We start from the raw sequence: 26167 nt of genomic DNA, 5'->3' as shown, positions 1-26167 counted from the left end.
CCCCAGGCCCTACGGTCCCGGAACCGGCCCCGTAAGGACGCCAAAATCGACAGGGGGACCACGATGCACGAGACCAGGACCGACACGGCGGCGCCGGCGGTCGGCGACCCGGCCGCCGGGGAGATGTTCCGCGCGCTGCTCGAGGCGGCCCCGGACGCGATGGTCATCGTGGACGGCACCGGTGTCATCAGACTGGTCAACGCACAGACGGAGTCCCTGTTCGGCCACACCCGGCAGGAGCTGCTGGGCCGCCCCGTCGAGGTGCTGGTGCCCGATCGCTTCCGCGGCCACCACCCCGCCTACCGGCACGGCTACGCGCACAACCAGCAGGTGCGCCCGATGGGCGCCGGACTGGAGCTGTACGGACTGCGCAAGGACGGCCGGGAGTTCCCCGTCGAGATCAGCCTCAGCCCGCTGCAGACCGCCGACGGCCTGCTGGTCTCCGCGGCGGTGCGCGACGTCAGCGAGCGCAAGGCCGCCGAGGAGCGCATCAACGAGCTGGCGGTGCTCGTGGAGTCGTCCCAGGACGCGATCCTCGCCAAGACCCTCGACGGCCGCATCACCTACTGGAACGCCGCGGCGCAGCGGCTGTACGGCTACTCGGCGGAGGAGGCGATCGGCCGGCACGTGTCCATGCTGGCCCCGGAGCACCTGAAGGAGGAGATCGCGGCCCTGCTGGACCGGCTCGCCCGCGGTGAGCGGGTGGAGCACTTCGAGATGCTGCGGGTGACGAGCGCCGGACGGCTGCTGGACGTCGACGTGACCCTGTGGCCGATCCGCGGCCGGGACGGGGCCATCGTGGGCGCCTGCTCCATCGTGCGCGACATCGCCGACCTCAAGCGTGCCGAGGAGGAGCTGACGGAGCTGTACCGGCAGCAGCGGCACATCGCGCTGACCCTGCAGCGCAGCCTCATGGGGTCGCCGCCCGAGCCCCCCGGCATGCGCACCGCGAGCCGCTACTTCCCCGCCACACAGGGCGCGGGCGTCGGCGGCGACTGGTTCGACCTCGTCCCGCTGGGCGGGGGCCAGGTGGGCGTGCTCATCGGCGACGTGATGGGGCGCGGCCTGGAGGCCGCCGCGGTGATGGGGCAACTGCGGTCGGCGGCCCGCGCGCTGGCCAAGACCGGGATACCCCCGCGGCAGTTGATACAGGCCCTCGACGCCTTCGTCGCCGATCTGCCCGACCAGCTCGTCACCTGCTGCTACCTGATCGTGGACCCGGACGCGGGCGAGGTGACGGTCTGCTCCGCGGGCCATCTGCCGGTGCTGCTGGTGGACCCCGGTCCCGACGCCGCCGTGCGGGAGCTGCCCGCGCCGATCAGCGTGCCGCTCGGCGTCGGCGACGTGCCGCACCAGCAGGTGTGCCTGCCCGTGGCGGCGGGGTCGACACTCGTGCTCTACACCGACGGGCTGGTCGAGACGCCCCGCTCCGACATCGACGAACAGCTGCGCCGCCTGGGCGCGGAGCTGCGCACCGCCTTCGCCCGCTCCCCCGGGCTGGAGGAGGCCGCCGACATGGTGCTGGCCTCGCTCCGCCCCGACGCGGACGGCCATGCCGACGACGTCACCCTGCTGCTGGCCCGGCTGCCCGAGGCACCGCTCGCCTCGACCGCCATGGAGGTGACGGCCGTCCCCTCTGCGGTCGCCGACGGGCGCGGCTTCGTCCGCGAGGCCCTGGCGCAGTGGGGCTGCGAGGAGGTCTCGGACGCCGCCTGCCTGCTGGCCTCGGAGGTGCTCACCAACGCCGTCCGGCACGCCCAGGGGCCGCTGCGGCTGCGGCTGCACCGTACGGACCGGGAGATCACGGTCGAGGTCACCGACCACAGCACCCACATCCCGCAGCGCCGTCCGGCCGAGCTCGGCGACGAGTCGGGGCGCGGCCTGCTGCTGGTGGAGGCCCTGGCCACGGGCTGGGGCACCCGGCCGTCCAGCGAGGGCAAGACGGTGTGGTTCACCCTCCGGCTGGCGCACGGGTGACGCCGGGGGCGGCGCCGCCGGGCGCTCCGGTCACCTCGGCCGCCTCCACGAAGTGCGGGTTGTACATCACGCCGAGCAGATTCCCGAAGGGGTCGACGGCCGCGCCCGCGACGAAGCCGTGGCCGTGGTCGCGCGGGGCCTCGTGCGAGCGGGCCCCCAGGGAGAGCAGGCGCTCCCAGACCGCCTCGACGTCGTCGACGTGCCAGTAGGCGACCACGCCGGCGGACGCGGAGGGCGTACGGGAGACGCCCAGCTCCTGGCTGTGGTCGCCGAGGCGGAACTCGATGTAGTGCGGGGTGTCGAAGTAGGGCTCGACGCCGAGCAGTTCGGTGTACCAGGCCTTCGCGGCCGCGAGGTCCTCCGCGTGGTAGCGGATGGTGGCCAGACCGCGGAATGTCGTCGTCATACCGTCATGCTCGCGCGCCTTGCGGTCGGTTCCGGTCCGCATTGCGCGAGTCCCGGCGCCCGGACGGCGGTGCGGGCGTGACCGGGGCCGCGCGCCGCCGGTCCCGGTCCGGGGTCCGTCCGTAGCATCGGGTCCATGGCAACCCTGTGGGAGCTCATGCGCGACTGCATCCCCGACGACCACGCCCGCCAGGTCACGTCGCGCTTCTACCTCGACGAGGCCATGACCTCCGCCCGGGCACCGGACCGGGTGGTGGACCTCGGCTGCGGCCGCGGCACCTCCGCCGCGCACTTCCGCCGGCACAACCCGCGGGTGCGGTGGGTGGGCGTCGACATCCGCGACTCCCCCGAGGCACGGCAGCGCACCCCCGGCGACGACCCCGTCCTGCACTACGACGGCGTCCGTCTCCCCTTCCGCACCGGCGCCCTCCCGCTGGTCTACTCGCACCAGGTCTTCGAGCACGTCTCCCGCCCGCGGGAACTGCTGGCCGAGATCGGCCGGGTGCTGCGGCCGGGCGCGGTCTTCATCGGCAGCACCTCGCAGTTCGAGCCCTACCACTCCTTCAGCCTCTGGAACTACACGCCGTACGGCTTCCGGGTGCTGGTCGAGGAGGCCGGGCTCACCCTGGAGGAGATCCGGCCCTCGCTGGACGGGGTGACCCTCATCATGCGCTCGTACCACGGGCGGCCGGCGGAGTACGGCCGTTACTGGGACGAGGCCTCTCCCCTGAACGAAGAGATCGACACCTGGGCGCAGCGGACGAAGCGCGGCGCCGCCCTGGCGAACCTCCGCAAGCTCACCTACTGCGGGCAGTTCGCCTTCCGCGTCCGCAAGCCCGCGAATTAGGGGTGGTCAGCCCAGGTCGAAGGTGTTGGGCAGGCCGAGGCGGTAGCGCAGTTCGTCCACCTTCTTGAGGGCCTCCATCTCCGGCGGCCGGTAGAGGGGGACGACGCGGCAGCGGTCGGCGTCCGAACCGTCCGCGTCCAGGAGGGCGTTCACGGCGCGGCGCGCGGACTCGTTGGCGCCCTCCATGGTGGCGAGGTCGACGTCGGTACGGACGTAGTCCCCGGCGAGGAAGAAGTTGGGGACGGCCGTGGCCGCCGAGGGGCGGTGGTAGAGCGTTCCGGCGGGGTGGATCAGGAGCTGCTCCCGGTTGCTCGGGTGGGGTCCGCCGAGACCGGTGACGGCCGGGTCCATGAACCACGACAGCAGGTCGGAGTCGTCGAGGACCCCTTGCCCGGTCGTGCCGACCGCGTCCTTCAGCTGCGCCCACGTCTCGGCGACGATCTCCTCGCGGGTGCACCGGCGGGCCGGCTTGCCGTAGAGGATCCCGGGCTTGTCCCATTCCGAGACGATGGCGGACACGCAGTCCGCCGCGCGGCCGTCGCCGTAGTCGGCCGCGAAGTCGCGCCCGTCCCAGAACTGCGCCTGCCCGACCGCGGTGACCGACCACGGGGAGTCGAGGCAGTTGACGTGACCGTTGACCAGCGGGGTCGGCCTGGCGAGGTAGAACTGCACGCCCACCATCCAGTCCGTGCGCAGCCGGTCGCAGCGCCCGAGCTGCGGATCCGCCGCGCGCAGGGCCTGCCCCCAGGTCGGCCGGGCGTGCTCGACGGGCAGCGCGCTCACGTAGTGGTCGGCGGTGACGGTCCGGTTGGCCGTGCCGTCCGGTGCGCCGACGCGTACGCCGGTGATCCGGCCGTCCCCGTACAGCACCTCGCGCACCTCGGTGCCGAGCACGAACTCGACGCCGAGCGCGCGCAGGTGCGCCTCCCACGGGTCGATCCACGCCTCGCTGGTGGGCGCGTTGAGCACGCGGTCCACGTCGCCGTCCTGGCCGCGGCCGAGCAGGCCCCACAGCAGCAGGGCCTCGATGATGACCCGGCCCACGGTCCGGGTGGAGGCCTCCTCGGCGCGGGTGGCCACGAGGTTGCGGGTCTGTCCGATGCCGAAGAAGAGCCGGTACTCCTCGCTCATCTCCCCCGCGCGGATGAAGTCCCACCAGGGCACCTTCTCCCACTGGCCCTCGCGCCGAGCGTCGCAGCTGGTGAGGTGGACCAGCACGCGGTCGGCGAAGTACGCGGCCTCGTGCGCCGGCAGCCGCGCCACCAGGCCGAGCGCGGACAGCACCTGGTCGCGGATCCAGGCGGGCGTGAGGTCCCCCGGGCGCGGCGGCGTGGTCACCCGGCGGAGCGGGAAGTGCAGATCGGCCCGGCCGCCCGCCCGGGCGAACAGCGCCTCCGTGCCGGAGCGCAGGTTGTCGTGGACACCACCGGGGTTGCCGGGGACGGGGATGCGGCGGAGCGTGTCCGGCAGGTTGCGGTAGAACCCGGGAAAGAACCGGAAGCCGTGCTCCCCCGGCAGCGCCCTGCGCCCTCCGCCGCCCGTGCCGGGGACGTCCATGCTGCGCGCCTTGCCGCCCAGCGCGGTGTGGTACTCGTACACGGTCACGGCGTAGCCGCGCTCGGCCAGCTCGTGGGCGGCGCTCAGCCCCGACACCCCTCCGCCGAGGACGGCCACCCGCTTCGCCCCGGTCGCCGCCCGCGCCACCCCGGACACCCCGGCCCTGACCGCCACCGCCCCGGCCGCCACCCCGCCGGCCCCGGCGAGGAACCGCCTGCGCGTCCGCCCGTCCACCGTCATGCACGCCTCCCCGACCTGACGCCCCATCATGTCCACGTCAGGTTAGGCACCGCGGCCCCCACCCGCGACGCCCCGGCCCCGGCCGCACAGGACCCTCACACGGTGTTCGGAAGGCGTGCGGACCCGACCCCAGGACCCTTCAGAACCTGCACCGTGCCCGGCCCCCGAGCGGCTCACGTACGCGGACCGCGCACGGCTCCACGAGCCGGGACCGCCTTGCCGACATGGAGTTGGCGGCTCGCCATGACGGGTCCGCTCGCTCCCCGGGCCGCCGCGTCGGCGAGCGCAGGCGCTGCTCGCCCCCTACGGCACGTGCTGCAGCGACTGCGGACCCAGTTCCCCCGGGCGGGAGTGGCCCGACAGGGCGAGGGTGAGGTCGAACTCGGCGAGCAGGCAGCGTATGACGTGCTCGACGCCCGCCTGGCCGTCGAGGCCGAGGCCGTAGGCGTAGGGGCGGCCGAGGAGGACGGCGGAGGCGCCGAGGGCGAGGGCCTTGAGGACGTCGTCACCGGTGCGGATGCCGCTGTCGAAGAGGACGGCGAGGCGGTCGCCGACGGCGCGGGCCACCGCGGGAAGGGCGTCGGCGGCGCCGATCGCGCCGTTGACCTGGCGGCCGCCGTGGTTGGACACGACGACGCCGTCCATGCCCGCGTCGGCGGCCAGGCGGGCGTCGTCGGGGTGCTGGACGCCCTTGAGGACGATGGGGCCGTCCCAGTTCTCGCGCAGGAAGGCGAGGTCGGGCCAGGTCTTGCCGGGGTCGGCGAACATGCCGACGAAGTGCAGGACGGCGGCGTTCAGGTCCTCCTCGACGGGCTTGGCGAGTCCGGCGAGGAAGGCGGGGTCGGTGAAGTAGTTGGCGGTGCCGACGCCCTTGAGGAAGGGCAGGTACGCCTGGTCCAGGTCGCGGGGCCGCCAGGCGAGCAGCGGGGTGTCGAGGGTGACGAACAGCGCGGTGTACCCCGCGGCCTTGGCGCGGACCAGGAAGCTGCGCGTCACCTCGCGGTCCTTGGCCCAGTACAGCTGGAACCAGCGTTCGGCGTCGCCCATGGCCTCCGCGACGTCCTCCATGGGCGTGCTGGACGCCGAGGAGAGCACGAACGGCACCCCCTGCGCCGCGGCGGCACGGGCGGCCGCGCGCTCGGCGTCGGGGTGCACGATCGACAGGACGCCGACCGGGCCCAGCGCGAGCGGGGCGCTCAGCGTGCGGCCGAGGACCTCCACCGACAGGTCGCGCGCCGACACGTCGCGCAGCATGCGCGGCACGATCCGCAGCCGGTCCAGGGCCTCCCGGTTGGCGCGTTCCGTACGGCCGCTGCCCGCGCTGCCGGCGACGTACCCGAAGGGGCCGGGGGCCAGGCGCTCGGCGGCCAGCGCCTCCAGCCGCGTCAGGTCGGTGGGGAGCGCGGGCAGCACGCCCGCGAGCCCGTTGAGGTAGATCTCGTACTGGTGGTCCGCCCGGTCGCCCATCCCTGTCCCTGTCCCGTCTCTCGGTGCCGAGAGCAGGACTGTGTCAGGGCCGGGCCGCCGCGTCCACCGTCCGGTCAGGCCCCTTCCGGCAGCTCGGCCGCCATGTCGGCGCGTACGGCGGCGTTGCGCCGGCCCACGACGGCCGCGGCCGCCACGGCGCTGACGGTGAAGCAGGCCGCGACCGTCCAGGCGTTGTCCAGCACATGGCCGGTGACCCGGTCCAGGGAGTAGCGGCCCGGTCCTGCAAGTCCCACGGCGGCGGCGGTGTAGCCGAGGAAGGCCGGGAACTCGAAGCCGCCCGAGGCGGAGAAGAAGCCGGCGGGCAGGTGCACGGAGACGGCGCCGGCCATCCCCCCGGCGGCCGCCGCGCCCGCGGCCGGGGTGGCCAGTCCGAGCGCCAGCAGGGTGCCGCCGCCCGCCTCGGCGAGGCCCGAGGCGAGCGCGCTGCGCCGGCCGGGCCGGAAGCCCATGGACTCCATCGCCTCGCCCGTGCCCTCGAGGCCGTGACCGCCGAACCAGCCGAAGAGCTTCTGGGAGCCGTGCGCGAAGAGCACCGCGCCGGCGCCGAGACGCAGCGCGAGCAGTCCGAGGTCCTTGCGGCGGCTGTTGAGCATGACGGGGTCCTTCCGGGGCGGTGCGGGCGCGTACGGCCAGTCTCGGCGCCCGCCGCGGGGCACGCCGCCCGCGATGGGCCGTCCGGGCGGTCAGGAGGCGATGGCCACGGCCTGCCGTACGCAGTCCTCGGAGCCGAGGGCGCGGAGCATGAAGTCGGCGAGGTCGGCCCGGCTGACCCGGGAGGCGAGGCCGAGCCGCAGATCGGGGCCGGTGCGGTAGACGCCGGAGTAGCGGCCGCCGGTGATGACCGCGGGCCGCACGATCGTCCACAGGTCGCCCTCGGCGCGGATCACCTCCTCCTGCCGGTCCTTGTCCCGCATGATGGCCGGGATGACCAGCGAGGTCGCGACCCGGTACGCGCCGCGCCTGCCGGGTCCCGACCCGTACGCGCCGACAACCACCAGCCGCCGCACGCCGAGCGACCGCATGGCGGGCAGGATGCGCCGCATCGCGTCGGCGCAGACGGTCCCGCCGCGCGGGGAACGCGTGCCGAGGGCGCTGAGCACCCCGTCGGCGCCCGCGACGACGCGGCCGACGGCCTCGGGGTCCCGGACGTCGCCGGGCACCACCGTCAGCCGCTCGTGCGGGGGCAGTGCGGCGGGGTCGCGGGCCAGGGCGGAGACCTCGTGGCCCGAGGCGAGCGCCTGCGCGACGAGTTCGCGTCCCACATGGCCGGTGGCTCCGAAGATCGCGATGCGCATGTCGGCGTGGCTCCGGGTCGGGGAACGGTCACCGGCCATCCTCGTCCACCGCCCGCCGGGCGGCTACTTCAGCAGCCGCGACATCCTGCGGTCGGCGAGCGGCTTCCCGCCGGTCTGGCAGGTGGGGCAGTACTGCAGGGAGGAGTCGCTGAAGGAGACCTCGCGGATCGTGTCGCCGCAGACGGGGCACGGTTCGCCGGTGCGCCCGTGCACCCGCAGCCCGGTCTTCTTCTCGCCCTTCAGGTCGCCCGCGGCCAGCCCGCGGGAGCGTTCGACGGCGTCCTGGAGGGTGGTGCGCAGCGCTTCGTACAACCGGCTGACCTCCTCCTCGGAGAGGTTCGCGGCGAGCGCGTACGGCGACATCCGGGCGGCGTGCAGCACCTCGTCCGAATAGGCGTTGCCGACACCGGCGATGACGCCCTGGTCGCGCAGGACGCCCTTGATGCGGCGGCGTTCGCCGGAGAGGAGGCCCGCGAGGACGTCGCGGGTGAAGGCGGGACCGAGCGGTTCGGGGCCGAGACGGGCGATGCCGGGGACGTCCTGGAGGTCCCGGACGCAGTGGACGGCCAGCCGTTTCTGCGTCCCCGCCTCCGTCAGGTCGAAGCCGGCTCCCTCCGGTTCCGCCATCAGCAGCCGCAGCGCGAGCGGGCCCTTGCCGGGGCGGGGCGCCGTCGCGGGCAGGTCGTCCTTCCAGCGCAGCCAGCCGCCCCGGGCCAGGTGGACGCCGAGGTACGGGCCCGCGCCGTCGTCGGTGGTGAACACGAGGAACTTGCCGCGCCGCCCCACGGAGGTCACGGTGCGCCCGTGCAGCGCGTCCAGCGGCGGATCGTAGGTCTTGAGGACGCTCACCGCCACGGGCAGGATCCGGGCGATGGCGTGCCCGGCCATGCGGCCGGTGAGGAACCCGGCCAGGGCCTCGACCTCGGGCAGCTCCGGCATGCGACCAGTGTGCGCCCCGGGACGGCGGGGTGCGAGCGGCGACCGGGCGGTTCCACCCGGCATCGGCGTCAATACCGCACCATGAACAGACAGTTGGATCTTCGGTAGAACTGGACATCGGGCCGCCGGATGTGAATGATCGCAGCCATGGCCGATTCTCTCCCCCTTCCCGCCGAGGCACCGAGCCACCCGGACCCGGGTGCGCTGGACCCCACCGAGGTGATACCCCGGCCGCAGCCGGTGGAGGCCGGTGAGGCCTCGGAGGTCAGGGTGATCAGCGGAGAGGTCGTCGGCGGCCGCCACCGCGGGCAGCGCCGCGGGCCCGGCCGCAGCTCGGTGGGCACGGCCGTACTGACGGCGACCGGCGCCGTCGCGGGGCTGTCCATGCTGATGCCGCACGGCGGCTCCGGCAACGTCGCGGAGGCGGCCCAGGAGCCGGTCAGTGCCGTGCCGGACGGCGTCGTCGAGGACACCATGGTGCCGACCGCGGCGGGTGCCGCCGTCGCCGCCGAGACCCCGGAGTCCGGCGTCGCGGCGGTCACGAAGTCCGCCTCCAAGGGCACGGGCACCGGCACCCCCACGAACACCGGTACGGGATCCGGCACCCGCGACACCGCGCGCACGGACACCCCGGACGGGCCCCCCGCCCCGGGCCGCCACGCCCGCGTCAGCGGCAACTGGGACAGCGAGGACTGGCAGGAGGCCGTGGCCCGTGCCGTCGCCGCGCACCGCTCGGGCGAGCAGGGGCACCTCGGCGGCCGGCACCGCTCCGGCGGCGGCTCCGGCTGGAACGGCGGTTCCGGCGGTGACCGGTGGGGCGGCGACCGGCAGGGGGACTGGTCCCGGGGCGACTGAGCCGCTTACGGGCTGACACGGCCTCAGTGCGGCGGCGCCGCGTCGAGGCGGTCGCCGTACCGGGGCCGGGCGCGCTCCGGGGCGTCAGGGCAGCGCCTGCTCGGCCCAGATCGTCTTGCCGGTGGGCGTCTGCCGGGATCCCCAGCGCTGGGTGAGCTGGGCGACGAGCAGCAGCCCTCGGCCGCCCTCGTCGAAGATCCGGGCACGGCGCAGGTGCGGGGCGGTGCTGCTGGTGTCGGAGACCTCGCAGATCAAGGTGGCGTCGCGGATCAGCCGGAGCTGGATCGGGCCGCCGCCGGCGTAGCGGATCGCGTTGGTGACCAGTTCGCTGACGACCAGTTCGGTGATGCACGCGGCCTCCCCGAGCCCCCACTCCCGAAGTTGCTCCGCGGCCGCGCCGCGCGCGTCGGCGACGACGACGGGGTCGTCGGGCAGTTCCCAGGTGACGACCTGATGGGCGCCGAGCGCCCTGGTACGGGCGATCAGCAGGGCGATGTCGTCGCCGGGCCGGTCCGGCAGCAGCCCGTACAGCACGTTGTCGCAGAGTTCCTCCAGGCTCCCGGCGGGCCGGGTGAGCGTCCGGGCGAGCAGGGCGAGCCCCGCGTCGACGTCGTGCCCGGCCGATTCGATCAGGCCGTCGGTGTAGAGGGCCAGCAGGCTGCCCTCGGGCAGTTCCAGCTCCGCCGACTCGAAGGGCAGCCCGCCCAGCCCCAGCGGCGGTCCCGCGGGCAGGTCGGGGAACTCGGCCCGGCCGCCGGGCAGCACCACGGCGGGCGGCGGGTGGCCGGCGCGGGCCATGGTGCAGCGCCGGGAGACGGGGTCGTACACCGCGTACAGGCAGGTGGCGCCGACCTCCCCGGAGAACTGCTCGGAGACGCCCGCGACGCCCTGCCCCTCCTCCATGTCGAGACGTACCACCAGGTCGTCGAGCTGGGTGAGGAGTTCGTCGGGCGCCAGGTCGACGTCGGCGAGGGTCCGCACGGCCGTGCGCAGCCGTCCCATCGTCGCCGAGGCGTGCACTCCGTGGCCGACGACGTCGCCCACGACGAGCGCCACCCGGGCGCCGCTCAGCGGGATCACGTCGAACCAGTCGCCGCCCACGCCCGCCCGCGAGCCGGCCGGCAGGTAGCGGGAGGCGACCTGGACGGCGGCCTGCCGCGGGGAGCGCCGCGGGAGCATGCTGCGCTGCAGGGTCAGGGCGGTGGAGCGCTCCCTGGAGTAGCGTCGGGCGTTGTCGACGCAGACGGCGGCCCGGGCGGTGATCTCCTCGGCGAGCATCAGGTCGTCGGCGTGGAAGGGGTCGAGGGTGCGGTGCCGGATGAAGATCGCCAGACCCAGGGTGGTGCCCCGGGCGCACAGCGGGACGAACATCAGCGAGTGCACGCCGTAGTCGACGACGCTCCTGCCGCGGGCCAGGTCGTACGCGGTCCAGCGCCGGATGTCCGGCTCATGGGTGCGGTGCAGCGATCCCTGCCCGGTGACCAGTGCGCGGGCGGCCGGTGAGTACGCGGGAACCGCGTCCAGCTCACCGACCTGGGCGGCGGCCTCGGGGCAGCCGGGCAGTACGGACTGCTGGGCGACGCGGCGGAGGGCGAGCACCCCGGCGGCGGGCAGCGGGCCGGGCTCCTCGCCGCGTACGACGGAGTCCAGCAGGTCGACGCTGACCATGTCGGCGAAGCGTCGTACGGCGACGTCGGCGAGCTCCTGCGCGGTGCGCGTGATGTCCAGGGTGGTGCCGATGCAGGTGCTCGCCTCGTTGACGATGTCCAGTCGGCGCCGGGCGTGGAACTGCTCGGTCGTCTCGTAGACGGCGGCGGACACCCCGGTGACCCGCCCCGAGCCGTCCCGCAGCGGGAAGACCAGCATCGCGTACGCGTGGTCGCGGTCGTCGCCGGGCGGGCGGCCCAGGCTCTCCAGACGCGCGGTCTCGCCGTTCTTCATCACCTCCTCCTGGACGCGGTCGAACTCCTCGAAGGCCGCTCCGGGCATGAACTCGCGCAGTCGCAGCCCGCGCACCTCCGCCACCCTCCTGCCGACCAGGCGCTCCATCGCGGAGTTGGCGGTGCACAGCCGTACCTCGCGGTCGTAGACGGCGACGGCGACCGGGAGTTGGGCCAGTACCCGGGCGTCCAGCTCCGGCCGTCCGGGGGCGGTCGTGGTCGCTGTGACGGCCCAGTGCGCGGTGCCCGAGGCGTCGCCGAGGAGCCGCAGACCGAGCCGGACCGGCAGCCGGCGGCCGTCGCGGTGGCGCAGGACGACCGGGCCCGCCCAGGAGCGGCCGGAGGCGATCCGGCGCAGCGCGGCGAAAGGCAGCGGTTCGGCGAGGAGGCCGACGGCGGGCCGGCCGAGGACCTCGTCGGACGACCAGCCGAGCAGCCGGCGGGCGTCCTCGCCCCAGGCGGTCAGCATCCCCGTGTCACCGGCAGCGACGGCAGCGGCCGCGGGCGGCGAAGGCCCGTGGCGCTCCTCCCCTTCCCCGTGCTCCCCGTGGCCGGTGCGCCTTCCCATGGGTACGTCCTCGTCCTCATGGCCGTTCCCCCTCAGCATGGTCCCCCGCGGGGGCACTCTCAACCGGCGTGCGCCGCGGCGGTGCGGCGCGCACGGCACGGGACCGCCGGCTCACGCGCTGTCGCCCTCTGGGCAACGCCGTCCGAACGAACGAGACTGAGGCCAGGCGAGTGTGAGGAGTGGCGCAGGTGACGTTGAAGGTCGACAGGCCGCTGACGGCCTCCCCCCGGCCCACCTCGCCCTGGACGCGCGGCGCGGCGGCCGCGGCGACGGGGGCGCTGCCCGCGCTGGCCTTCCCCGCGCCGTCGCTGTGGTGGCTGGCGTACGTCGCCCTGGTGCCGTGGATGCTGCTGGCGCGCGCCGCGCCGACCGGGCGGCGGGCCGCCCTGGACGGATGGCTGGGGGGCGCCGGGTTCATGGTGGCCGTGCACCACTGGCTGATACCGAGCCTGCACGTCTTCATCGTGCTGATAGCGCTGCTGCTGGGGGCTTTGTGGGCGCCGTGGGGGTGGCTGGTGCGGCGGCTGCTCGGGGGCACGCCCGGCCGCCGCTCGGTGATGGCGGCGACGGTGCTGGTGCCGTGCTCCTGGCTGCTGGTCGAGCTGGTGCGGTCGTGGGAGTACCTGGGCGGGCCGTGGGGCCTGCTGGGGGCGAGCCAGTGGCAGGTCACGCCGGCGCTGCGGCTGGCGTCGATCGGGGGTGTGTGGCTGGTCAGCTTCCTGGTGGTGGCGGTGAACACGGCGCTGGCCGCGCTCCTCGCGGTGCCCTCGTGCCGGGCGGCCGCGGGGTCGGTGCTGGCGGCCGCGGCGGTGGGCACGACGGCGGTGTGGGCCTGGGCGCCGGTCCCGACCCGCAGCGGGGAGTCCGTGCGGGTGGCGGTGGTGCAGCCGGGGGTGATCGACGGGCCGCAGCCGCGCTTCGACCGGGGGGAGCGGCTGACCCGTGCGCTCGCGGGCAAGGGCGTGGACCTGGTGGTGTGGGGGGAGAGCAGCGTCGGCTTCGACCTGTCGGCGCGCCCGGACCTGGCCGAACGGCTGGCCGCGCTGTCCCGGGACGTCGGCGCCGACATCCTGGTCAACGTCGACGCCCGGCGGGCGGACGGCCTCGGGATATCCAAGACCTCGGTGCTGATGGGCCCGGACGGTCCGGTCGGCCCGAGCTACGACAAGATGCGGCTGGTGCCCTTCGGCGAGTACGTCCCGGCCCGCACCGTGCTGGGCTGGGCCACGTCGGTGGGCAGGGCGGCCGGTGAGGACCGGATCCGGGGCGAGCACCAGGTGGTCATGGACGCGGGCCCGGTGCGGCTCGGCCCCCTGGTGTGCTTCGAGTCGGCGTTCCCCGACATGAGCCGGCACCTCGCGAACGACGGGGCGCAGCTGCTGGTGGCGCAGTCCTCCACGTCCTCGTTCCAGGGCAGCTGGGCGCCCGCGCAGCACGCCTCGCTGGCGGCGCTGCGCTCCGCGGAGTCCTGGCGGCCGATGGTCCACGCGACGCTGACCGGGATCAGCGCGGTCCACGACGCCCGCGGCGAGCGGATCGGCCCGGTGCTGGGAACGTCGCGCAGCGCGGCGCAGGTCTACGACGTGCCACTGGACTCCGGGCGCAGCCCGTACGACCGGCTCGGGGACTGGGTGCCCCGGCTGGCGGTGCTGCTGCTGGCCGGGGCGGGCGCCTACGAGGCGGCTCTCAGGAGGTCTGCTCGGTCACGGCGGTGACGACGCGCTCGCACAGCTCGTGGGTGAGCAGCGCGTCGCGGGAGTCGAGGGGCTTGCCGTGCCGTACGGCGTCGAGGAACGCGAGGGCGATCCCCTCTATGCCGCGCTGACGGGCGACGGGAACCCAGTCGCCGCGCCGGCGGACGGTCGGCTGGCCCTTGTGGTCGACGACCTCGGCCAGGTTGAACACCTGGCGCTTGCTGTCCTGGCCCATGACCTCCAGGACCTCCTCGCTGGAGCCGCTCATGCGGTTCATCACGCCGATCGCGGTGAAGCCGTCGCCGGACAGCTGCAGCGTGACGTGGTGGAGCAGCCCGCCGCGGACCCGTGCCCGGACGTCGGTGTGCTCGACGGGGCCGGGGAGGAGGAAGCGCAGGGTGTCGACGACGTGGATGAAGTCGTCGAAGACGACGGTGCGCGCGGTCTCCGGATGGCCGATGCGGTTCTTCTGCATGAGGATCAGGTCGCGCGGGTGGTCGGCGCACTGCACATAGCCCGGCGCGTGGCGGCGGTTGAAGCCGACCGTGAGCCCGACGCCGCGCTCCTCGGCCAGGCGCACCAGGTGCTCGGCCCCGGCCAGGTCGTAGGCGAGCGGCTTGTCGACGTAGACGGGGACGCCCGCGGCGATGAGGCGTTCGGTGATCTCGACGTGCGTCTCGGTGGGGGCGTGCACGAACGCCCCGTCGAGGCCCTGGTCGAGCAGGGCGTCGAGGGTCTCGTGGCGGTGCGCGACCGGGACGCGGTGGGTGTCGCCGACGGTGTCCAGGGTCGCGCGGGTGCGGGTCTGCAGGTGCAGCTCCACCCCCGGCTGGGCCGTGAGCACCGGCAGGTACGCCTTGCGGGCGATGTCGCCGAGTCCGATGACCCCGATCCTGAGGGGTTCCATGTGCCGCTCCCGCCTACGCCTGCCGTGCCTGACCTGTGCCGTCGGCAGCATACGGGCCGGCCGGCGGGCGCCAGTCGGCGATCCCGTCGAGGCTGCGCAGCGCGAGGCGCGGGCCGACCCGGTTGACGCCGGCGAACAAGGCGTCGCGCAGGGCGACGGCGGGCCGGGACGACCAGGTGGTGAGCCTCCCGACGCTCCAGGAGCGGCGTACGACGCGGGTCGTGCGGGGCAGCCGCTGCACGGTGTACGCGGCGAGGGCGCGCGCGACGGCGTGCTCCGCCGCGTCGGGGGCGGCGAGGTGGGCGAGGACGACGGCGTCCTCCAGTGCCTGGCAGCCGCCCTGCCCGAGGTTGGGCGTCATGGCGTGCGCGGCGTCGCCGAGCAGGGCGACGCGCCCCCGGTGGAAGGCGGGCAGCGGGCGGGCGAGATGGTGGACGTCGTTGCGCAGCACGGTCCCGGGGGCGGCGGAGTCGATCAGCCCGGGCACGGGGTCGTGCCAGTCGCCGAACAGCCGCCGCAGCTCGGTGCGTTCGTCCCCGGCGGGGGCGCGGCCGCCGGGCGGGGTCACGGCGGTGGCGTAGCAGTAGACGCGGCCGCCGGTGAGCGGGACGGTGCCCCACAGCCGGCCGCGCCCCCAGGTCTCGTGCGGCAGGTACGCGGCGGGTGCGGGCACGACCGTGCGCCAGCTGGTGAACCCGCTGTAGACCGGCCCCGGGTGCGCGGGGAAGAGCGCGCCGCGCACGGCGGAGTTGATCCCGTCGGCGGCGACCACCAGATCGGCGTCGATCGTCCCGTCCCCGGTGGTGACCCTGCCCTCGGGGGACGCCGACACGACCCGGGTTCCGGTGCGCAGCGCGCCCTCGGGCAGCAGACCCGCGAGCACGGCGACCAGCTCCGCGCGGTGCGCGATGACCACGGGCCCGCCGAAGCGCTCGGCGGCGGCCTCACCGCTGGTCCGGGACAGCCAGCGCCCGTCGGGCCGGCGCAGCCCGCCCTCGCCCTGGAAGGCGGCCATGGCACGCACGGCGTCGCCCACCCCGAGCACGTCCAGCGCGCGCAGGGCATTGGGCGCGATGCCGATCCCGGCGCCGACCGGCTCGAGCGCCGCCGCCCGCTCCAGGACCGTCACCCGCCAGCCGCGCCGGCGCAACGCCACGGCGGCGCCCAGACCCCCGATGCCTGCCCCGACGACGACGGCGTGCGGCTGCTGCGATGTACGGCTCATGGTGCCCGCTCCCCTTCCGGCCACTACAGGTGTAGTGGCACGGTACTACACCTGTAGTGGGTGGGGGGTGTCCGGCGGCCCAGAGCCCGGTGACGCCGCCGTCCGAAACCTCGACCGGGTTCCGGAAGCCCTGCCCGCACGCTCCGCCGACCGGCGCGGGCACAGGCGGGGCGAGCATCGCCACGGCCCTTGGCAGGACACCCCGCGGCTCCGAGCCGGGTGACGGCCCACCGGGCCACCCCGTCCCGCGAAGGACCCCCGTCACACCGGCCCCCATCGCCGACGAGCGCGCGAAGCGGCACTCGCCCACGCCGAATCCGGGTGCCGCCGCCCGGTCGACGGCGATGCCGCTCCCCGGTCCGCGGGCCGGACGAGGCGGGGCCGGGGCGGCCGGTAGGTTGCCGTCATGAGCACCGCGCAGACGTCCCGGGCCGAGCTGATCGCCGACACCGCACTCGCGCTGCTCGCGGAGCGCGGGATGCGGGGGCTGACCCACCGTGCGGTCGACGAGGCGGCCGGTCTGCCGCAGGGCTCGACGTCCAACCACGCCCGGACCCGGGCGGCCCTGCTGGAGGCGGCGGTCCACAGGCTGGCCCTCCGCGAGTCGCAGACCGCCTACGCCTCCGGGACCCCCGAGCCCGCGCCGGGACCCGAGGGCCTCGCGGCGCTGCTCGCGTTCTTCCTGCACCGCTCGGTCACCGAGGCCCGCGACCTCACCCGCGCCCGGCTGGAGCTCGCCCTGGAGGCCACCCGGCGCCCCGAGTTGCGCGTGGTCTACGACACCGCGGGCCGCGTCTTCCGCGAACAGCTGGAGACGATGCTGCGCGCCGCGGGCTCCGCCGAGCCGGAGCGCCACGCCCGGTCCCTCATCGCGTGGTGCGACGGCGTCCTGTTCCACTCCGTCGCCGGCGCGGGCTCCGCGTCGCCGCCGCCCGAGGCCGAGTTGCGGGCGGGGGCGGCCGACCTGCTGCGGGGGATGCTCGGCGCCGGCTCCGGCGGTTAATGCGTCGACGCTGTCACAGGCCCCCGCCATCATGGCGGCCATGACGACGTCACCGGAGCGCACCGACCCGCCCTACATCGCCGACGAGCGCACCATGCTGGAGAGCTGGCTGGACTTCCATCGCGACACCCTCGCGATGAAGTGCGCCGGCCTGGACGAGGAACAACTGCGTACGGCCGCCGCGCCCCCGTCCGACCTCACCCTGCTGGGCCTGGTCCGCCACATGGCGGGCGTCGAACAGGGCTGGTTCCGCACCGTGTTCGCGGGGGAGGACGCGCCGCCCCTCTACCTCACCGAGGAGGACCCCGACGGCGAGTTCCACGACCTCGACAGGGCCGACACCGCCGAGGCGTTCGCCACCTGGCGCGCCGAGATCGCGCACGCCCGCGAGGTGACCCGCGGCCGGTCGCTCGACGACCTCGGGCTGCGGCGCGGCAAGGACGAGGTCTCCCTGCGCTGGATCTACGTCCACATGATCGAGGAGTACGCCCGCCACAACGGCCACGCCGACCTGATCCGCGAGCGCATCGACGGGGTCACCGGCGACTGACGCCTCGAGCACCCCCCTCGGCCCGGGCCGGGCGACGACCCCCGTGCGCCGCCCGGCCCGGGCCGGGCCTCACTTGCCCAGGTCCGGGATGCGCCAGTCCACCGGGTCGTGGCCCTGGGCCTTGAGCGCCTCGTCGATCTGGGTGAAGGGGCGGCTGCCGAGGAAGAGCTTGGCCGACAGCGGCGACGGGTGGGCGCCCTGGACGACCGCGTGCCGCTCGGTGTCGATCAGCGGCAGCTTCTTCTTGGCGTAGTTGCCCCACAGCACGAAGACCGCCGGATCGGGCCGGGACGCGACGGCCTTGATGACCGCGTCGGTGAACTTCTCCCAGCCCTTGCCCTTGTGCGAGTTGGCCTCCGCCTCGCGCACCGTCAGCACCGCGTTGAGCAGCAGCACGCCCTGTTCGGCCCACGGCATCAGGTAGCCGTTGTCGGGGACCGGGTAGCCGTACTCCTCCTTCATCTCCTTGAAGATGTTCCGCAGCGAGGGCGGCGTCCTGACGCCGGGCTGCACGGAGAAGCAGAGGCCGTGCCCCTGGCCCTCGCCGTGGTACGGGTCCTGGCCGAGGACCAGCACCTTCACCTTGTCGTAGGGAGTGGCCTCCAGGGCCGCGAAGACCTGCTCGCGCGGCGGGAACACCTTGTGCTTCCCGCGCTCCTCCTCCACGAACTCGGTCAGCTGGGTGAAGTAGGGCTTCTCCAGCTCCTCACCGAGGACGGCCTGCCAGGACTCGGGCAGCGTGATGGGCACGTCGGGAACCTCCGGTACGCGATCCGTTACTGGGGACGAACGTACCGTTCCGCACTGACAATCCGCCCGGCCGGGGGTCCGCCGGACCGGGCGACGCGCTCATCCCCGGTGCCGGCCGCCGCTTCGGCGGCCGGCACCGGGGAGGGTGCGCACCGGGGTCCCGGCGGGCACGAACCTCAGGCGCCGACGCCGGCGTTGAGGAAGATGCCGCCGTCCACGACCAGGGTCTGGCCGGTGATCCAGGCCGCCGCGTCCGAGAGCAGGAAGGCGGCGGCGCCGCCGATGTCCTCGGGCACGCCGAGCCGGCCCAGCGGGTACGCGGACGCGGCCTGCTCCTCGCGGCCCTCGTAGAGGGCGGAGGCGAACCTGGTCTTGACGACCGCGGGGGCGATGGCGTTGGCGCGGACGCCGGGCGCCATCTCGGAGGCGAGCTGCAGCGTGAGGTTGACCATCGCGGCCTTGCTCATGCCGTACGCGCCGATGAACGGGGAGGCGCTGATGCCCGCGATGGAGGCGATGTTGACGATCGCGCCGCCGTTCTCCTTCATCCACGCCTTGTAGGTCTGCTGGGCGAAGCCGAGCGCGGAGACGACGTTGGTCTCGAAGACCTTGCGGGCGACGCCGAGGTCGAGTTCGGCGAGCGGGCCGAAGACCGGGTTCGTGCCCGCGTTGTTGGCGAGGTAGTCGACGCGGCCGAAGGCCTCCATCGTGCGCTCGACGACCTCGGCCTGGTGCGCCTCGTCGTGGGCCTTGCCGGCCACGCCGAGGGCCCGGTCGGCGCCGAGGCGTTCGACGGCCTCCTTCAGCGCCTCCTCGTTGCGGCCGGTGATGACGACGCGGTCGCCGCGGGCGACCAGGGCCTCGGCGATGCCGTAGCCGATGCCGCGGCTGGCTCCGGTGACGATCGCGACGCGGCCGTTCTCGGGCTGGGTGCTCATGATGCGGGTCTCCTGTCGCGGGTCAGTCGAGCGGGCCGCCGGCCACGTACAGCACCTGTCCGGAGACAAATCCCGCGGCGTCGCCGGTGAAGAAGGCGATGGCGTTGGCGACGTCGTCCGGGTTGCCGACGCGCTGCACCGGGATCTGGGTGGCGGCCGCGGCCTGGAACTCCTCGAAGCCCATGCCGATGCGGGCGGCGGTGGCGGCCGTCATGTCGGTGACGATGAAGCCGGGGGCGACGGCGTTGGCGGTGACGCCGAACTTGCCGAGTTCGTGCGCGAGGGTCTTGGTGAAGCCCTGCAGGCCCGCCTTGGCGGCGGAGTAGTTGGCCTGGCCCCGGTTGCCGAGGGCGGAGGAGGAGGACAGGTTGACCACGCGGCCGAACTTCGCGTCCACCATGTGCTTCTGGACGGCGCGGGTCATCAGGAAGGCGCCGCGCAGGTGCACGTTCATGACCGTGTCCCAGTCGGCCGCGCTCATCTTGAACAGCAGGTTGTCGCGGAGCACGCCGGCGTTGTTGACGAGGATCGTCGGCGCCCCGAGCTCCTCGGCGACGCGCGCGACCGCTGCCGCGACCTGCTCCTCGTCGGAGACGTCGGCACCGACGGCGACGGCCCGGCCGCCCGCCTTGGTGATCTGCTCGACGGTGTCCTTGCACGCGGTCTCGTCGAGGTCCAGCACGGCCACGGCGCGGCCCTCCGCGGCCAGGCGCACGGCGGTGGCGGCGCCGATGCCGCGCGCCGCCCCTGTCACGATCGCTACGCGCTGCTCGGTGGTCGACATCTGCTCTCCTCAGCCCTGTGGGGAGCGGTCGCGCAGGTGAGCGACCGCTTAGTACGTCCCGTAGCCGAAACCGTAGGAGCGCAGTGACCCTGTGTCAACGCCCACCGCGCCGATGTGGCTCACCGCACCAGAAGATCCAGCAGACGGTCCACCTCGGCCTCCGGGTCCTCGGTCAGCCCGGTGTGGATGGGGCCCGGCTGCACGATGGTGCTGCGGGGCGCCGTCAGCCACCGGAACCGCCGCCCGGGATCGTCCTCCGCCGCCTGCCCGGCCCGCTCGCCGCCCGCGCAGATGCCCTCGTACCCGCGCAGCGCGGCGCGCACTCCGGCGACGTCCACGTCGGGGTCGAGGCAGCGCAGCCGCGTCTCGTCCAGGTGGACCCGGGCGCCCACGAAGGACTTGGCCCGGCAGTAGACCAGCACGCCCGCGTTGATCAGCTCACCGCGCTCGATCCGCGGCATCACACGCACCAGCGCGTACTCGAACACATCGCGCCCGCTCGCCGTGCTCACTTGGCGGCCTTCCCCTCGACCCAGGTGCGCAGCCACTCCGGCGGCGCCTGCTTCTCCTGCTGCTTCGGGGCGAGGACGATCCGCTCCCCCACGGTGCCGGCGCGCGCCAGCAGCACCCGCTCGTAGGCGCGTCGCACCTCGTCGGGGCCCGCGAAGCCGGGCTCGTCCACCAGCCACTCGTCGGGGATCTGGGCGGTGACCTCGCGCAGCAGCGCCTCGTCCACGCGCGGGGCGAGGTCGCGGGCGGCGGACTCGATGTCCGGGGCGAACCGGGCGAGCGCGTGGTCGGCGGCGTCGTACGGCTTGTCGGCGGCCTGGTCGGCGCCCTTCCAGTTGTGGTGGAAGATCAGCGAGGCGCCGTGGTCGATCAGCCAGAGGTCCTGGTGCCAGACCAGCATGTTCGGGTTGCGCCACGAGCGGTCGACGTTGCCCACGAGCGCGTCGAACCACACGATCCGCCCCGCCTCGGCGGACTCCACCTCGAAGACGAGCGGGTCGAAGCCGAGGGCGCCGGGGAGGAAGTCCATGCCGAGGTTGAGGCCGCCGCTGGCCTTCAGCAGGTCCTGGATCTCCTGGTCCGGCTCGCCCAGCCCGATCACCGGGTCGAACTGGAACCGCACCAGCAGCGGCACCCGCAGCCCCAGCCGTCGGGCCAGCTCCCCCGCGATCACCTCCGCCACCAGCGCCTTGCGGCCCTGTGCGGCACCCACGAACTTCACCACGTACGTCCCCAGGTCGTCGGCCTCGACGACACCGGGCACCGATCCGCCCTCACGCAACGGCGTGACGTAGCGGATCCCTGTCACTTCCTCCATGGGCGCATCTTAATGATCGGCCTCCCGCCGCCGCGGACCGCCGTGGTTCCGGCGTCGCGCGCGGAGCGCTTGCGGGGACGAGGAGGAGGCCCGGGAGGCAGCCCTGAACCTCCCGCAGCTAGTCCAGCGTCCGCAGCTCGGGCCACCACAGGGGGTGCTCGCCGAGCAGATCGCGGATGGCTGGACTGTGATCGCGAATGAAGCGGGAGTAGTCGCGCCAATCCTCGAAGGACTCCGTCTCGGGGATGCGGCGAGTCGCCACCAGACCGGTCTCGATCACGTCCGCCAGCGCCTCGGCGATCAGCAACACCCGCTCTCGTTCCACCCTGTCAGCCGGGCACGGCACGTCCTCATAGAAGTGCTCACGCATCCCGGGGTACTCCAGCATTTTGAAGTAGATCTCACGCACGTTGTTCAGGCACAGGTCGAGCCCATTCGTGCCATTCAGGTTGTTCGCGATATGAACCTGTCGCGACACGGCCCGCGTCTGTATGCCTACGAAGACCAAGGTCGCGACCAAGCTGATCAACCCTGCGATTGTGGTGACCGTGGACAACACGGAGTTACCTCCTTGTGGTCGGCCGAGGTGGAGCATTCCCACGGCCGGCTCGCCCAACGTCTCGGGCAACCCGAGCGTGAGCGGTGTGGGCCGGGCGCTGTCCGCACGGCAGGCGGCGGACCGGCATCGCCTCGGCACCTCGCTGCTCCGGGTCCCGGAGAGCCGATCCGCCGTACCCTGGGGACACCCCCTCTGCGTCCCAGGCGGACGCACCAGAGCCCCGATCTCTGTGGCGGAGATCCGGGGCTCTTTCATGCTTCTAACCCTGTTTCCTCTTCAGCTCGTCCACGTAGTTGTACGCGGCGGCGCTGCCCTGCTTACCCGGCGAAATCTTCAGGATCGCCTTGTCCCTCTCCGGGTTGCCACTCAGACAGGCCTCGGTCAGGACATAGGGAAGTCCGTCCACCCGGAAGCGGATACTCCCGTCGGAGTACGCACTCACCTGGACCCTCCGGCCGTCGGGAAGCTCGATGGGATCTGCCACGAAGTGCGCCTTGAGCGGCTCGTCAGCCATGAAGACCTCCAGGTCCCACAGGCTTGATGGGGGCGGCCAGCGTATCGGCGGCCCTCTTGATCCGGAGGCCGAACGCGTGGCCTCCACGCGCTCGGACATCTTGCGCGAGCGGTGCTCGGACCATCCGATGCCCCCGCCCCGGGTGAAGGGCGTCGAGGGGACTCCGGCCCCGGCACTGGCCTCCTCGTGAGATTCCCGGGGAATGGTTGAACGGCTCACCCATCCGGCCCGTACGACAGGGCAGGGCGTGACCCACGCCCCCGGGCCCCGGTCGGCGGTCCGGAACGGACGACGCAACAGGATGTGTGACGCATGGCCGAGACGACTGGCATCGCAGGAGCTCCGACCCGCCGCGCCGTGGTCGCCGGAGTGGGTGCGGCGGGGCTCGCGGCCGCGCTGGCCGCCTGCGGCGACTCCAACGACTCCGCGGGCGCCTACAGCCCCGCGGCGCCCCCGCAGGGCGGCGACCAGGGGACCGGGGGGTCGGCGCCCGCCGGCGGCGGGGCCGAGGCGGCGCTGGCCAAGACCTCGGACATCCCGGTCGGCGGCGGCAAGATCTTCGCGGACAAGAAGGTCGTCGTCTGCCAGCCCGAGGAGGGCTCGTTCAAGGCGTTCTCCGCGATCTGCACCCACCAGGGCTGCGCCGTCAACGAGATCGCGGGCGGCACGATCAACTGCCCGTGCCACGGCAGCAAGTTCAGCATCAAGGACGGCAGCGTGGCCAACGGCCCGGCGACCCAGCCGCTCCCGGCGGCGAACATCAAGGTGGAGGGGGACTCAGTGGCCCTGGCCTGAGTCCCCCGGACCCGGCCCGGACCGTTCCCAGCTGCCGATCACCTCGTCGGCGGTGGTGACCGTGGCGACCAGCGCGAGGGTGTGCCGGAGCATGTCGGCGGTGTACGACTGCGGCACCCCGGCGATGGCGTCGGCGGGCACGACCGCCTCGTAGCCGAGGTTGACCACGTCGAAGACGGCGTTGGGGACGGCCACGTTGGCCGACACCCCGGTGACGACGACCGTGCGCACGCCGAGGTTGCGCAGCACGGCGTCGAGGCCGGTGCCGGCGACCGGCGACAGCCCGTGCAGCCGTCGCACCACGAAGTCGCCGGCACCGACCGGTATCTCCTCGGCGACCTCGACGGCGGGCGTGCCGGCGACCTGCAGGACGGGCAGCCGCTCGGCGGCGCGGAAGATCCGTGCGTTGCGGCTGGACCCGAGGCCGTCGGCGCGCCGTTCGGCGACGGCGTGCACCACGGTGGCGCCCGCCGCGTGGGCGGCGGCGACGAGCCGCGCGGTGGCGTCCAGCGCCCCGGAGGCGCGTACGGCGGCCGCGAGTTCCGGCAGCGCGCCGCCGGGCCCGACCACCCCGCGCTGGCACTCGACGGTGAGCACGGCGGCGGACCGGGGGGTCAGGAGCGCGTCGAGACGCCGGTGCCGATTGCCGTCCGCCATGCTTGCCCCCTCGCGTGCGGGTGCCCTACCGTCGTCCCGAGCGACCGTATCTGACGGAGCGTCAGACTGGGAAGTGGGGGTGCGCATGGCCGTCGCACAGCGCCGCGGACGCCGGATCATGATGACCGCCGAGGAGGTCGACGCCTTCCTCGGCGCGCAGCGCACCTGCCGCGTCGCCACGGTCTCGCCCGACGGCCGCCCGCACGTGGGCGCCCTGTGGTTCGTCTGGGACGGCACCTCCCTGTGGCTGTACTCGATCGTCCGCAGCCGCCGCTGGGCCGACCTTCGAAGCGACCCGCGCGTCGCGGTCGTCGTCGACGACGGCACGGAGTACGGGGACCTGCGCGGCGTCGAGCTCTCCGGCACCGTCGAGTTCGTGGGCGAGGCGCCCCGCACCGGCGAGCCCCACCCCGGCCTGGAGGTCGTCGAGCGGCTGTTCGCGGCCAAGAATTTCGGCCTGGAGTCCATGCCCCACGACGGCCGCCACGCCTGGCTCCGCCTGACCCCGGAGTCCGTGGTCTCCTGGGACTTCCGCAAGATGCCCGGCCTCGCCTAGGGCACGCGCACGACCGCGTCCCCAAGGGCGGAGCGCCGTCCTCGTGCGGCGTCGCGGAGTTCGGCGAGTGCCTGTTCACGGTCGACGACCGGGGGCGTGAAACGGCCGCCGGAGGCACGGACGTGCTCCTCCCAGCGGTCCGCCCAGAACTCGACCGTCCACCCCCGCCACCGCGAGGCCATCCGCGGCGCCCCGGCCCGGGCACCGAGCAGCCACCAGCCCACCCGCCGGCGCTCCGGGTCGAGGTGGATGCCGGAGTCCGCAGCGAGGACGCAGCGTCCGTGGTCGGGTGCCCGCGCGAGCCGGTCGAGCAGCGCCGGGCCCTCGGTCACCGGGTGGTGGTTGGCGGAGGACAGCAGATGGCAGCGGTCGGCGCCGATGGTGACGACCCGGACCATCGGATCCCGCTCGGACAGTTCCCCGTCGTCGACCGCGAGCACGTCGTCGGGCCAGGCCACGTCGCCGCCCCTCCGTACCGCCTCGGGATCCAGGCCCAGGTGGGCGCGCAGTTCGGCGGGGCCCTCGTACGTCCAGCGCAATTCCCACCCGGGCCAAGCCCGTCGCAGCGCCTCCCACAGGACGCGCCGGTGGCGCAGCTCGGCGGCCGGCCCCTCCCAGGCGAAGAACAGCAGCATCCTGCGCCGCAGATCGATCAGCGCCGCCGCCTGGCACCACACCTCGTCGCGCCAGCCTCCGGCCCGTGGGCGCTCCCGGAGGACCGGCACCAGGACGTCGGGACCGGCGAGCAGGTCGAGGTCGAGACCGATCGCGCCGAAGCGGGCCTCGTACACCTCGTGCCCGCCGTCCTCCCGCACGATGACGTACGTCGCCCAGTCAGCCATGCGGGGATGGTCTCAGACGTCCGCGGTCGCCACGTCCTCCCCTGCCCGGCGCAGGGCCTCGACGGCGGCGCGGATGGCGGGGCGGCGGTCGGCGTCGGAGCGCCAGACGGCGTAGATGTGGCGCTTCATGGTGTGCCGTACGCGGATGGCGCGGACCCCGGCCGGGAGGGGGCCGCGGCCCAGGCGCGGGACGACGGCGACGCCCAGGCCGGCGGCGACGAGGGCCAGCACCGTGGGGTGCTCCTCGGCGTGGTGGGCGATGCGCGGCTCCACGCCCTTGCCGCGCAGGGTGAACAGCAGCCACTCGTGGCAGAAGCCGCCGTCCGGCCAGGCGATCCAGTCGTCGTCGGCGAGTTCGCCGAGGTCGGCCTCGGCGCGGCCGGCCAGCGGGTGGCCCTCGGGGACGACCACGTCGGCGATGTCGTCGAGCAGCGGCTCCTTGGCCAGGCCCCCGGGCAGCGACAGCGGCTTGTTGTACCAGTCGAGGACGACCGCGAGGTCGATGTCGCCGCGGACGAGCCGGGCCAGCGCGTCCTGGGGCTCCATCTCGTGGACCATGGCGCGCAGCTTGGGGTGGTCGCGCCGCGTCGCGGCGAGCGCCTGCGGGAACAACCCGCGCACCGACGTGGGGAAGGCCCCCATGCGCAGTTCGCCCACCGCCGCGCCGCGGTGCGCCTCCAGGTCGGAGTGGGCGAGCTCGACGAGGGAGAGGATGCGGCCGGCGTGCCCGGACAGCAGCCGGCCGGCGTCGGTGAGGCGGACCCCGCGGCCGTTCTTGGCGAGCAGGGTCTGGCCGGTCTCGCGTTCGAGCTTGCCCATCTGCTGGGAGACGGCCGAGGTCGTCACGTGCAGGACGTCCGCCGCGGCGCTCACCGAGCCGTAGGTGGAGATCGCGTGCAGGATGCGCAGGCGCTCGAGGTTCAACATGTAAGCAACACTACGTGATCATCGGCAG

27 protein-coding genes are annotated in these 26167 nt (G+C 74.1%); 8 read left to right on the top strand and 19 right to left on the bottom strand.

All coding sequences use genetic code 11. The features are described from left to right. Positions 1 to 63: 63 nt before the first annotated feature. The gene (locus CHF15_RS16480) at positions 64 to 1977 is read left to right on the top strand and encodes a PAS domain S-box protein (protein WP_089224563.1); all 1914 of its coding nucleotides are present in this window, start codon (positions 64 to 66) and stop codon (positions 1975 to 1977) included. On the opposite strand, the gene CHF15_RS16475 is transcribed toward CHF15_RS16480, so the two are convergent. Then, the gene (locus tag CHF15_RS16475) at positions 1952 to 2383 is read right to left on the bottom strand and encodes a VOC family protein (protein WP_245938867.1); all 432 of its coding nucleotides are present in this window, start codon (positions 2381 to 2383) and stop codon (positions 1952 to 1954) included. The two genes, CHF15_RS16480 and CHF15_RS16475, sit on opposite strands and share 26 nt — an antisense overlap. Before the next feature lie 135 nt (positions 2384 to 2518). On the opposite strand from CHF15_RS16475, the gene CHF15_RS16470 reads away from it, so the two are divergent. Beyond that, positions 2519 to 3229 (top strand): class I SAM-dependent methyltransferase, encoded by a 711-nt coding sequence (locus CHF15_RS16470; RefSeq protein WP_089224561.1) that lies wholly within the window; start codon positions 2519 to 2521, stop codon positions 3227 to 3229. A 6-nt stretch (positions 3230 to 3235) separates the two neighbouring features. On the opposite strand, the gene CHF15_RS16465 is transcribed toward CHF15_RS16470, so the two are convergent. From CHF15_RS16465 to CHF15_RS16445, 5 genes are all read right to left on the bottom strand, one after another. After that, a complete protein-coding gene (locus tag CHF15_RS16465; protein ID WP_089224560.1) occupies positions 3236 to 5026 on the bottom strand; it encodes a hydroxysqualene dehydroxylase in 1791 nt (596 codons plus the stop codon). 303 nt (positions 5027 to 5329) lie between these two features. After that, a complete protein-coding gene (locus CHF15_RS16460; RefSeq protein WP_089224559.1) occupies positions 5330 to 6493 on the bottom strand; it encodes a lactate 2-monooxygenase in 1164 nt (387 codons plus the stop codon). Between the two features lie 74 nt (positions 6494 to 6567). Further along, on the bottom strand, positions 6568 to 7107 hold the full coding sequence (locus tag CHF15_RS16455; RefSeq protein WP_089224558.1) for a DoxX family protein: 540 nt from the start codon (positions 7105 to 7107) through the stop codon (positions 6568 to 6570). Positions 7108 to 7197: 90 nt separating this feature from the next. Next, entirely contained in the window at positions 7198 to 7809 is a 612-nt protein-coding gene (locus CHF15_RS16450; RefSeq protein WP_245938866.1) for an NAD(P)-dependent oxidoreductase, read from the bottom strand. A 63-nt stretch (positions 7810 to 7872) separates the two neighbouring features. Further along, positions 7873 to 8748 carry an Fpg/Nei family DNA glycosylase gene (locus CHF15_RS16445; RefSeq protein ID WP_089224556.1) on the bottom strand — a complete coding sequence of 292 codons (876 nt, stop codon included), beginning with the start codon at positions 8746 to 8748 and terminating at the stop codon, positions 7873 to 7875. Positions 8749 to 8895: 147 nt separating this feature from the next. On the opposite strand from CHF15_RS16445, the gene CHF15_RS16440 reads away from it, so the two are divergent. Continuing rightward, positions 8896 to 9603 carry a hypothetical protein gene (locus CHF15_RS16440; protein WP_089224555.1) on the top strand — a complete coding sequence of 236 codons (708 nt, stop codon included), beginning with the start codon at positions 8896 to 8898 and terminating at the stop codon, positions 9601 to 9603. A gap of 84 nt (positions 9604 to 9687) precedes the next feature. On the opposite strand, the gene CHF15_RS16435 is transcribed toward CHF15_RS16440, so the two are convergent. Further along, entirely contained in the window at positions 9688 to 12111 is a 2424-nt protein-coding gene (locus tag CHF15_RS16435) for an ATP-binding SpoIIE family protein phosphatase (protein WP_089224554.1), read from the bottom strand. Between the two features lie 179 nt (positions 12112 to 12290). Between CHF15_RS16435 and lnt the strand changes: the two genes are divergently transcribed. Beyond that, positions 12291 to 13826 carry an apolipoprotein N-acyltransferase gene (lnt, locus tag CHF15_RS16430; RefSeq protein ID WP_179279825.1) on the top strand — a complete coding sequence of 512 codons (1536 nt, stop codon included), beginning with the start codon at positions 12291 to 12293 and terminating at the stop codon, positions 13824 to 13826. Here the strand turns inward: lnt and CHF15_RS16425 are convergent. Continuing rightward, positions 13798 to 14712, bottom strand: a complete 915-nt coding sequence (locus CHF15_RS16425; RefSeq protein ID WP_089224553.1) for a Gfo/Idh/MocA family protein — start codon at positions 14710 to 14712, stop codon at positions 13798 to 13800. The genes lnt and CHF15_RS16425 overlap by 29 nt on opposite strands. A gap of 13 nt (positions 14713 to 14725) precedes the next feature. Further along, positions 14726 to 15937, bottom strand: a complete 1212-nt coding sequence (locus CHF15_RS16420; RefSeq protein WP_089224552.1) for an FAD-dependent monooxygenase — start codon at positions 15935 to 15937, stop codon at positions 14726 to 14728. 406 nt (positions 15938 to 16343) lie between these two features. Between CHF15_RS16420 and CHF15_RS16415 the strand changes: the two genes are divergently transcribed. Beyond that, entirely contained in the window at positions 16344 to 16940 is a 597-nt protein-coding gene (locus CHF15_RS16415) for a TetR/AcrR family transcriptional regulator (RefSeq protein ID WP_089224551.1), read from the top strand. Between the two features lie 40 nt (positions 16941 to 16980). Then, positions 16981 to 17490: a DinB family protein gene (locus CHF15_RS16410; RefSeq protein WP_089224858.1), complete on the top strand. Its 510-nt coding sequence runs from the start codon at positions 16981 to 16983 to the stop codon at positions 17488 to 17490. A gap of 69 nt (positions 17491 to 17559) precedes the next feature. Here the strand turns inward: CHF15_RS16410 and CHF15_RS16405 are convergent, their stop codons facing one another. From CHF15_RS16405 to CHF15_RS16375, 7 genes are all read right to left on the bottom strand, one after another. Then, positions 17560 to 18240: a uracil-DNA glycosylase gene (locus CHF15_RS16405; RefSeq protein ID WP_089224550.1), complete on the bottom strand. Its 681-nt coding sequence runs from the start codon at positions 18238 to 18240 to the stop codon at positions 17560 to 17562. Positions 18241 to 18416: 176 nt separating this feature from the next. Next, the gene (locus CHF15_RS16400) at positions 18417 to 19178 is read right to left on the bottom strand and encodes an SDR family oxidoreductase (RefSeq protein WP_089224549.1); all 762 of its coding nucleotides are present in this window, start codon (positions 19176 to 19178) and stop codon (positions 18417 to 18419) included. 22 nt (positions 19179 to 19200) lie between these two features. Beyond that, entirely contained in the window at positions 19201 to 19962 is a 762-nt protein-coding gene (gene fabG / locus CHF15_RS16395; RefSeq protein ID WP_089224548.1) for a 3-oxoacyl-ACP reductase FabG, read from the bottom strand. Positions 19963 to 20081: 119 nt separating this feature from the next. Then, complete coding sequence (locus CHF15_RS16390; protein ID WP_089224547.1) at positions 20082 to 20474, bottom strand: DUF3037 domain-containing protein; 393 nt, start codon at positions 20472 to 20474, stop codon at positions 20082 to 20084. Then, positions 20471 to 21289 (bottom strand): HipA family kinase, encoded by an 819-nt coding sequence (locus CHF15_RS44880; protein WP_089224546.1) that lies wholly within the window; start codon positions 21287 to 21289, stop codon positions 20471 to 20473. Before CHF15_RS44880 ends, CHF15_RS16390 begins: the two co-directional genes overlap by 4 nt. A 118-nt stretch (positions 21290 to 21407) precedes the next feature. Beyond that, positions 21408 to 21848, bottom strand: coding sequence for a hypothetical protein (locus tag CHF15_RS16380; protein WP_089224545.1), 441 nt, complete (start codon positions 21846 to 21848; stop codon positions 21408 to 21410). Between the two features lie 259 nt (positions 21849 to 22107). Further along, entirely contained in the window at positions 22108 to 22362 is a 255-nt protein-coding gene (locus CHF15_RS16375; RefSeq protein WP_089224544.1) for a hypothetical protein, read from the bottom strand. 312 nt (positions 22363 to 22674) lie between these two features. Between CHF15_RS16375 and CHF15_RS16370 the strand changes: the two genes are divergently transcribed. Beyond that, a complete protein-coding gene (locus tag CHF15_RS16370) occupies positions 22675 to 23157 on the top strand; it encodes a Rieske (2Fe-2S) protein (protein ID WP_089224543.1) in 483 nt (160 codons plus the stop codon). On the opposite strand, the gene CHF15_RS16365 is transcribed toward CHF15_RS16370, so the two are convergent. Continuing rightward, entirely contained in the window at positions 23140 to 23814 is a 675-nt protein-coding gene (locus tag CHF15_RS16365; RefSeq protein WP_089224542.1) for an isochorismatase family protein, read from the bottom strand. The two genes, CHF15_RS16370 and CHF15_RS16365, sit on opposite strands and share 18 nt — an antisense overlap. A gap of 85 nt (positions 23815 to 23899) precedes the next feature. Between CHF15_RS16365 and CHF15_RS16360 the strand changes: the two genes are divergently transcribed. Continuing rightward, the gene (locus CHF15_RS16360; protein ID WP_089224541.1) at positions 23900 to 24370 is read left to right on the top strand and encodes a pyridoxamine 5'-phosphate oxidase family protein; all 471 of its coding nucleotides are present in this window, start codon (positions 23900 to 23902) and stop codon (positions 24368 to 24370) included. Here CHF15_RS16360 and CHF15_RS16355 read toward each other — a convergent pair. Together CHF15_RS16355 and CHF15_RS16350 are read right to left on the bottom strand one after the other, a co-directional pair. Next, a complete protein-coding gene (locus CHF15_RS16355) occupies positions 24367 to 25212 on the bottom strand; it encodes a hypothetical protein (RefSeq protein WP_089224540.1) in 846 nt (281 codons plus the stop codon). The genes CHF15_RS16360 and CHF15_RS16355 overlap by 4 nt on opposite strands. Before the next feature lie 12 nt (positions 25213 to 25224). Then, positions 25225 to 26139, bottom strand: coding sequence for a LysR family transcriptional regulator (locus tag CHF15_RS16350; RefSeq protein ID WP_089224539.1), 915 nt, complete (start codon positions 26137 to 26139; stop codon positions 25225 to 25227). Between the last annotated feature and the right edge of the window lie 28 nt (positions 26140 to 26167).

Origin of the sequence: Actinacidiphila glaucinigra (assembly GCF_900188405.1) — a bacterium.
GTDB lineage: Bacteria > Actinomycetota > Actinomycetes > Streptomycetales > Streptomycetaceae > Actinacidiphila > Actinacidiphila glaucinigra.
This window is presented reverse-complemented; position numbering and strand designations above follow the sequence as displayed.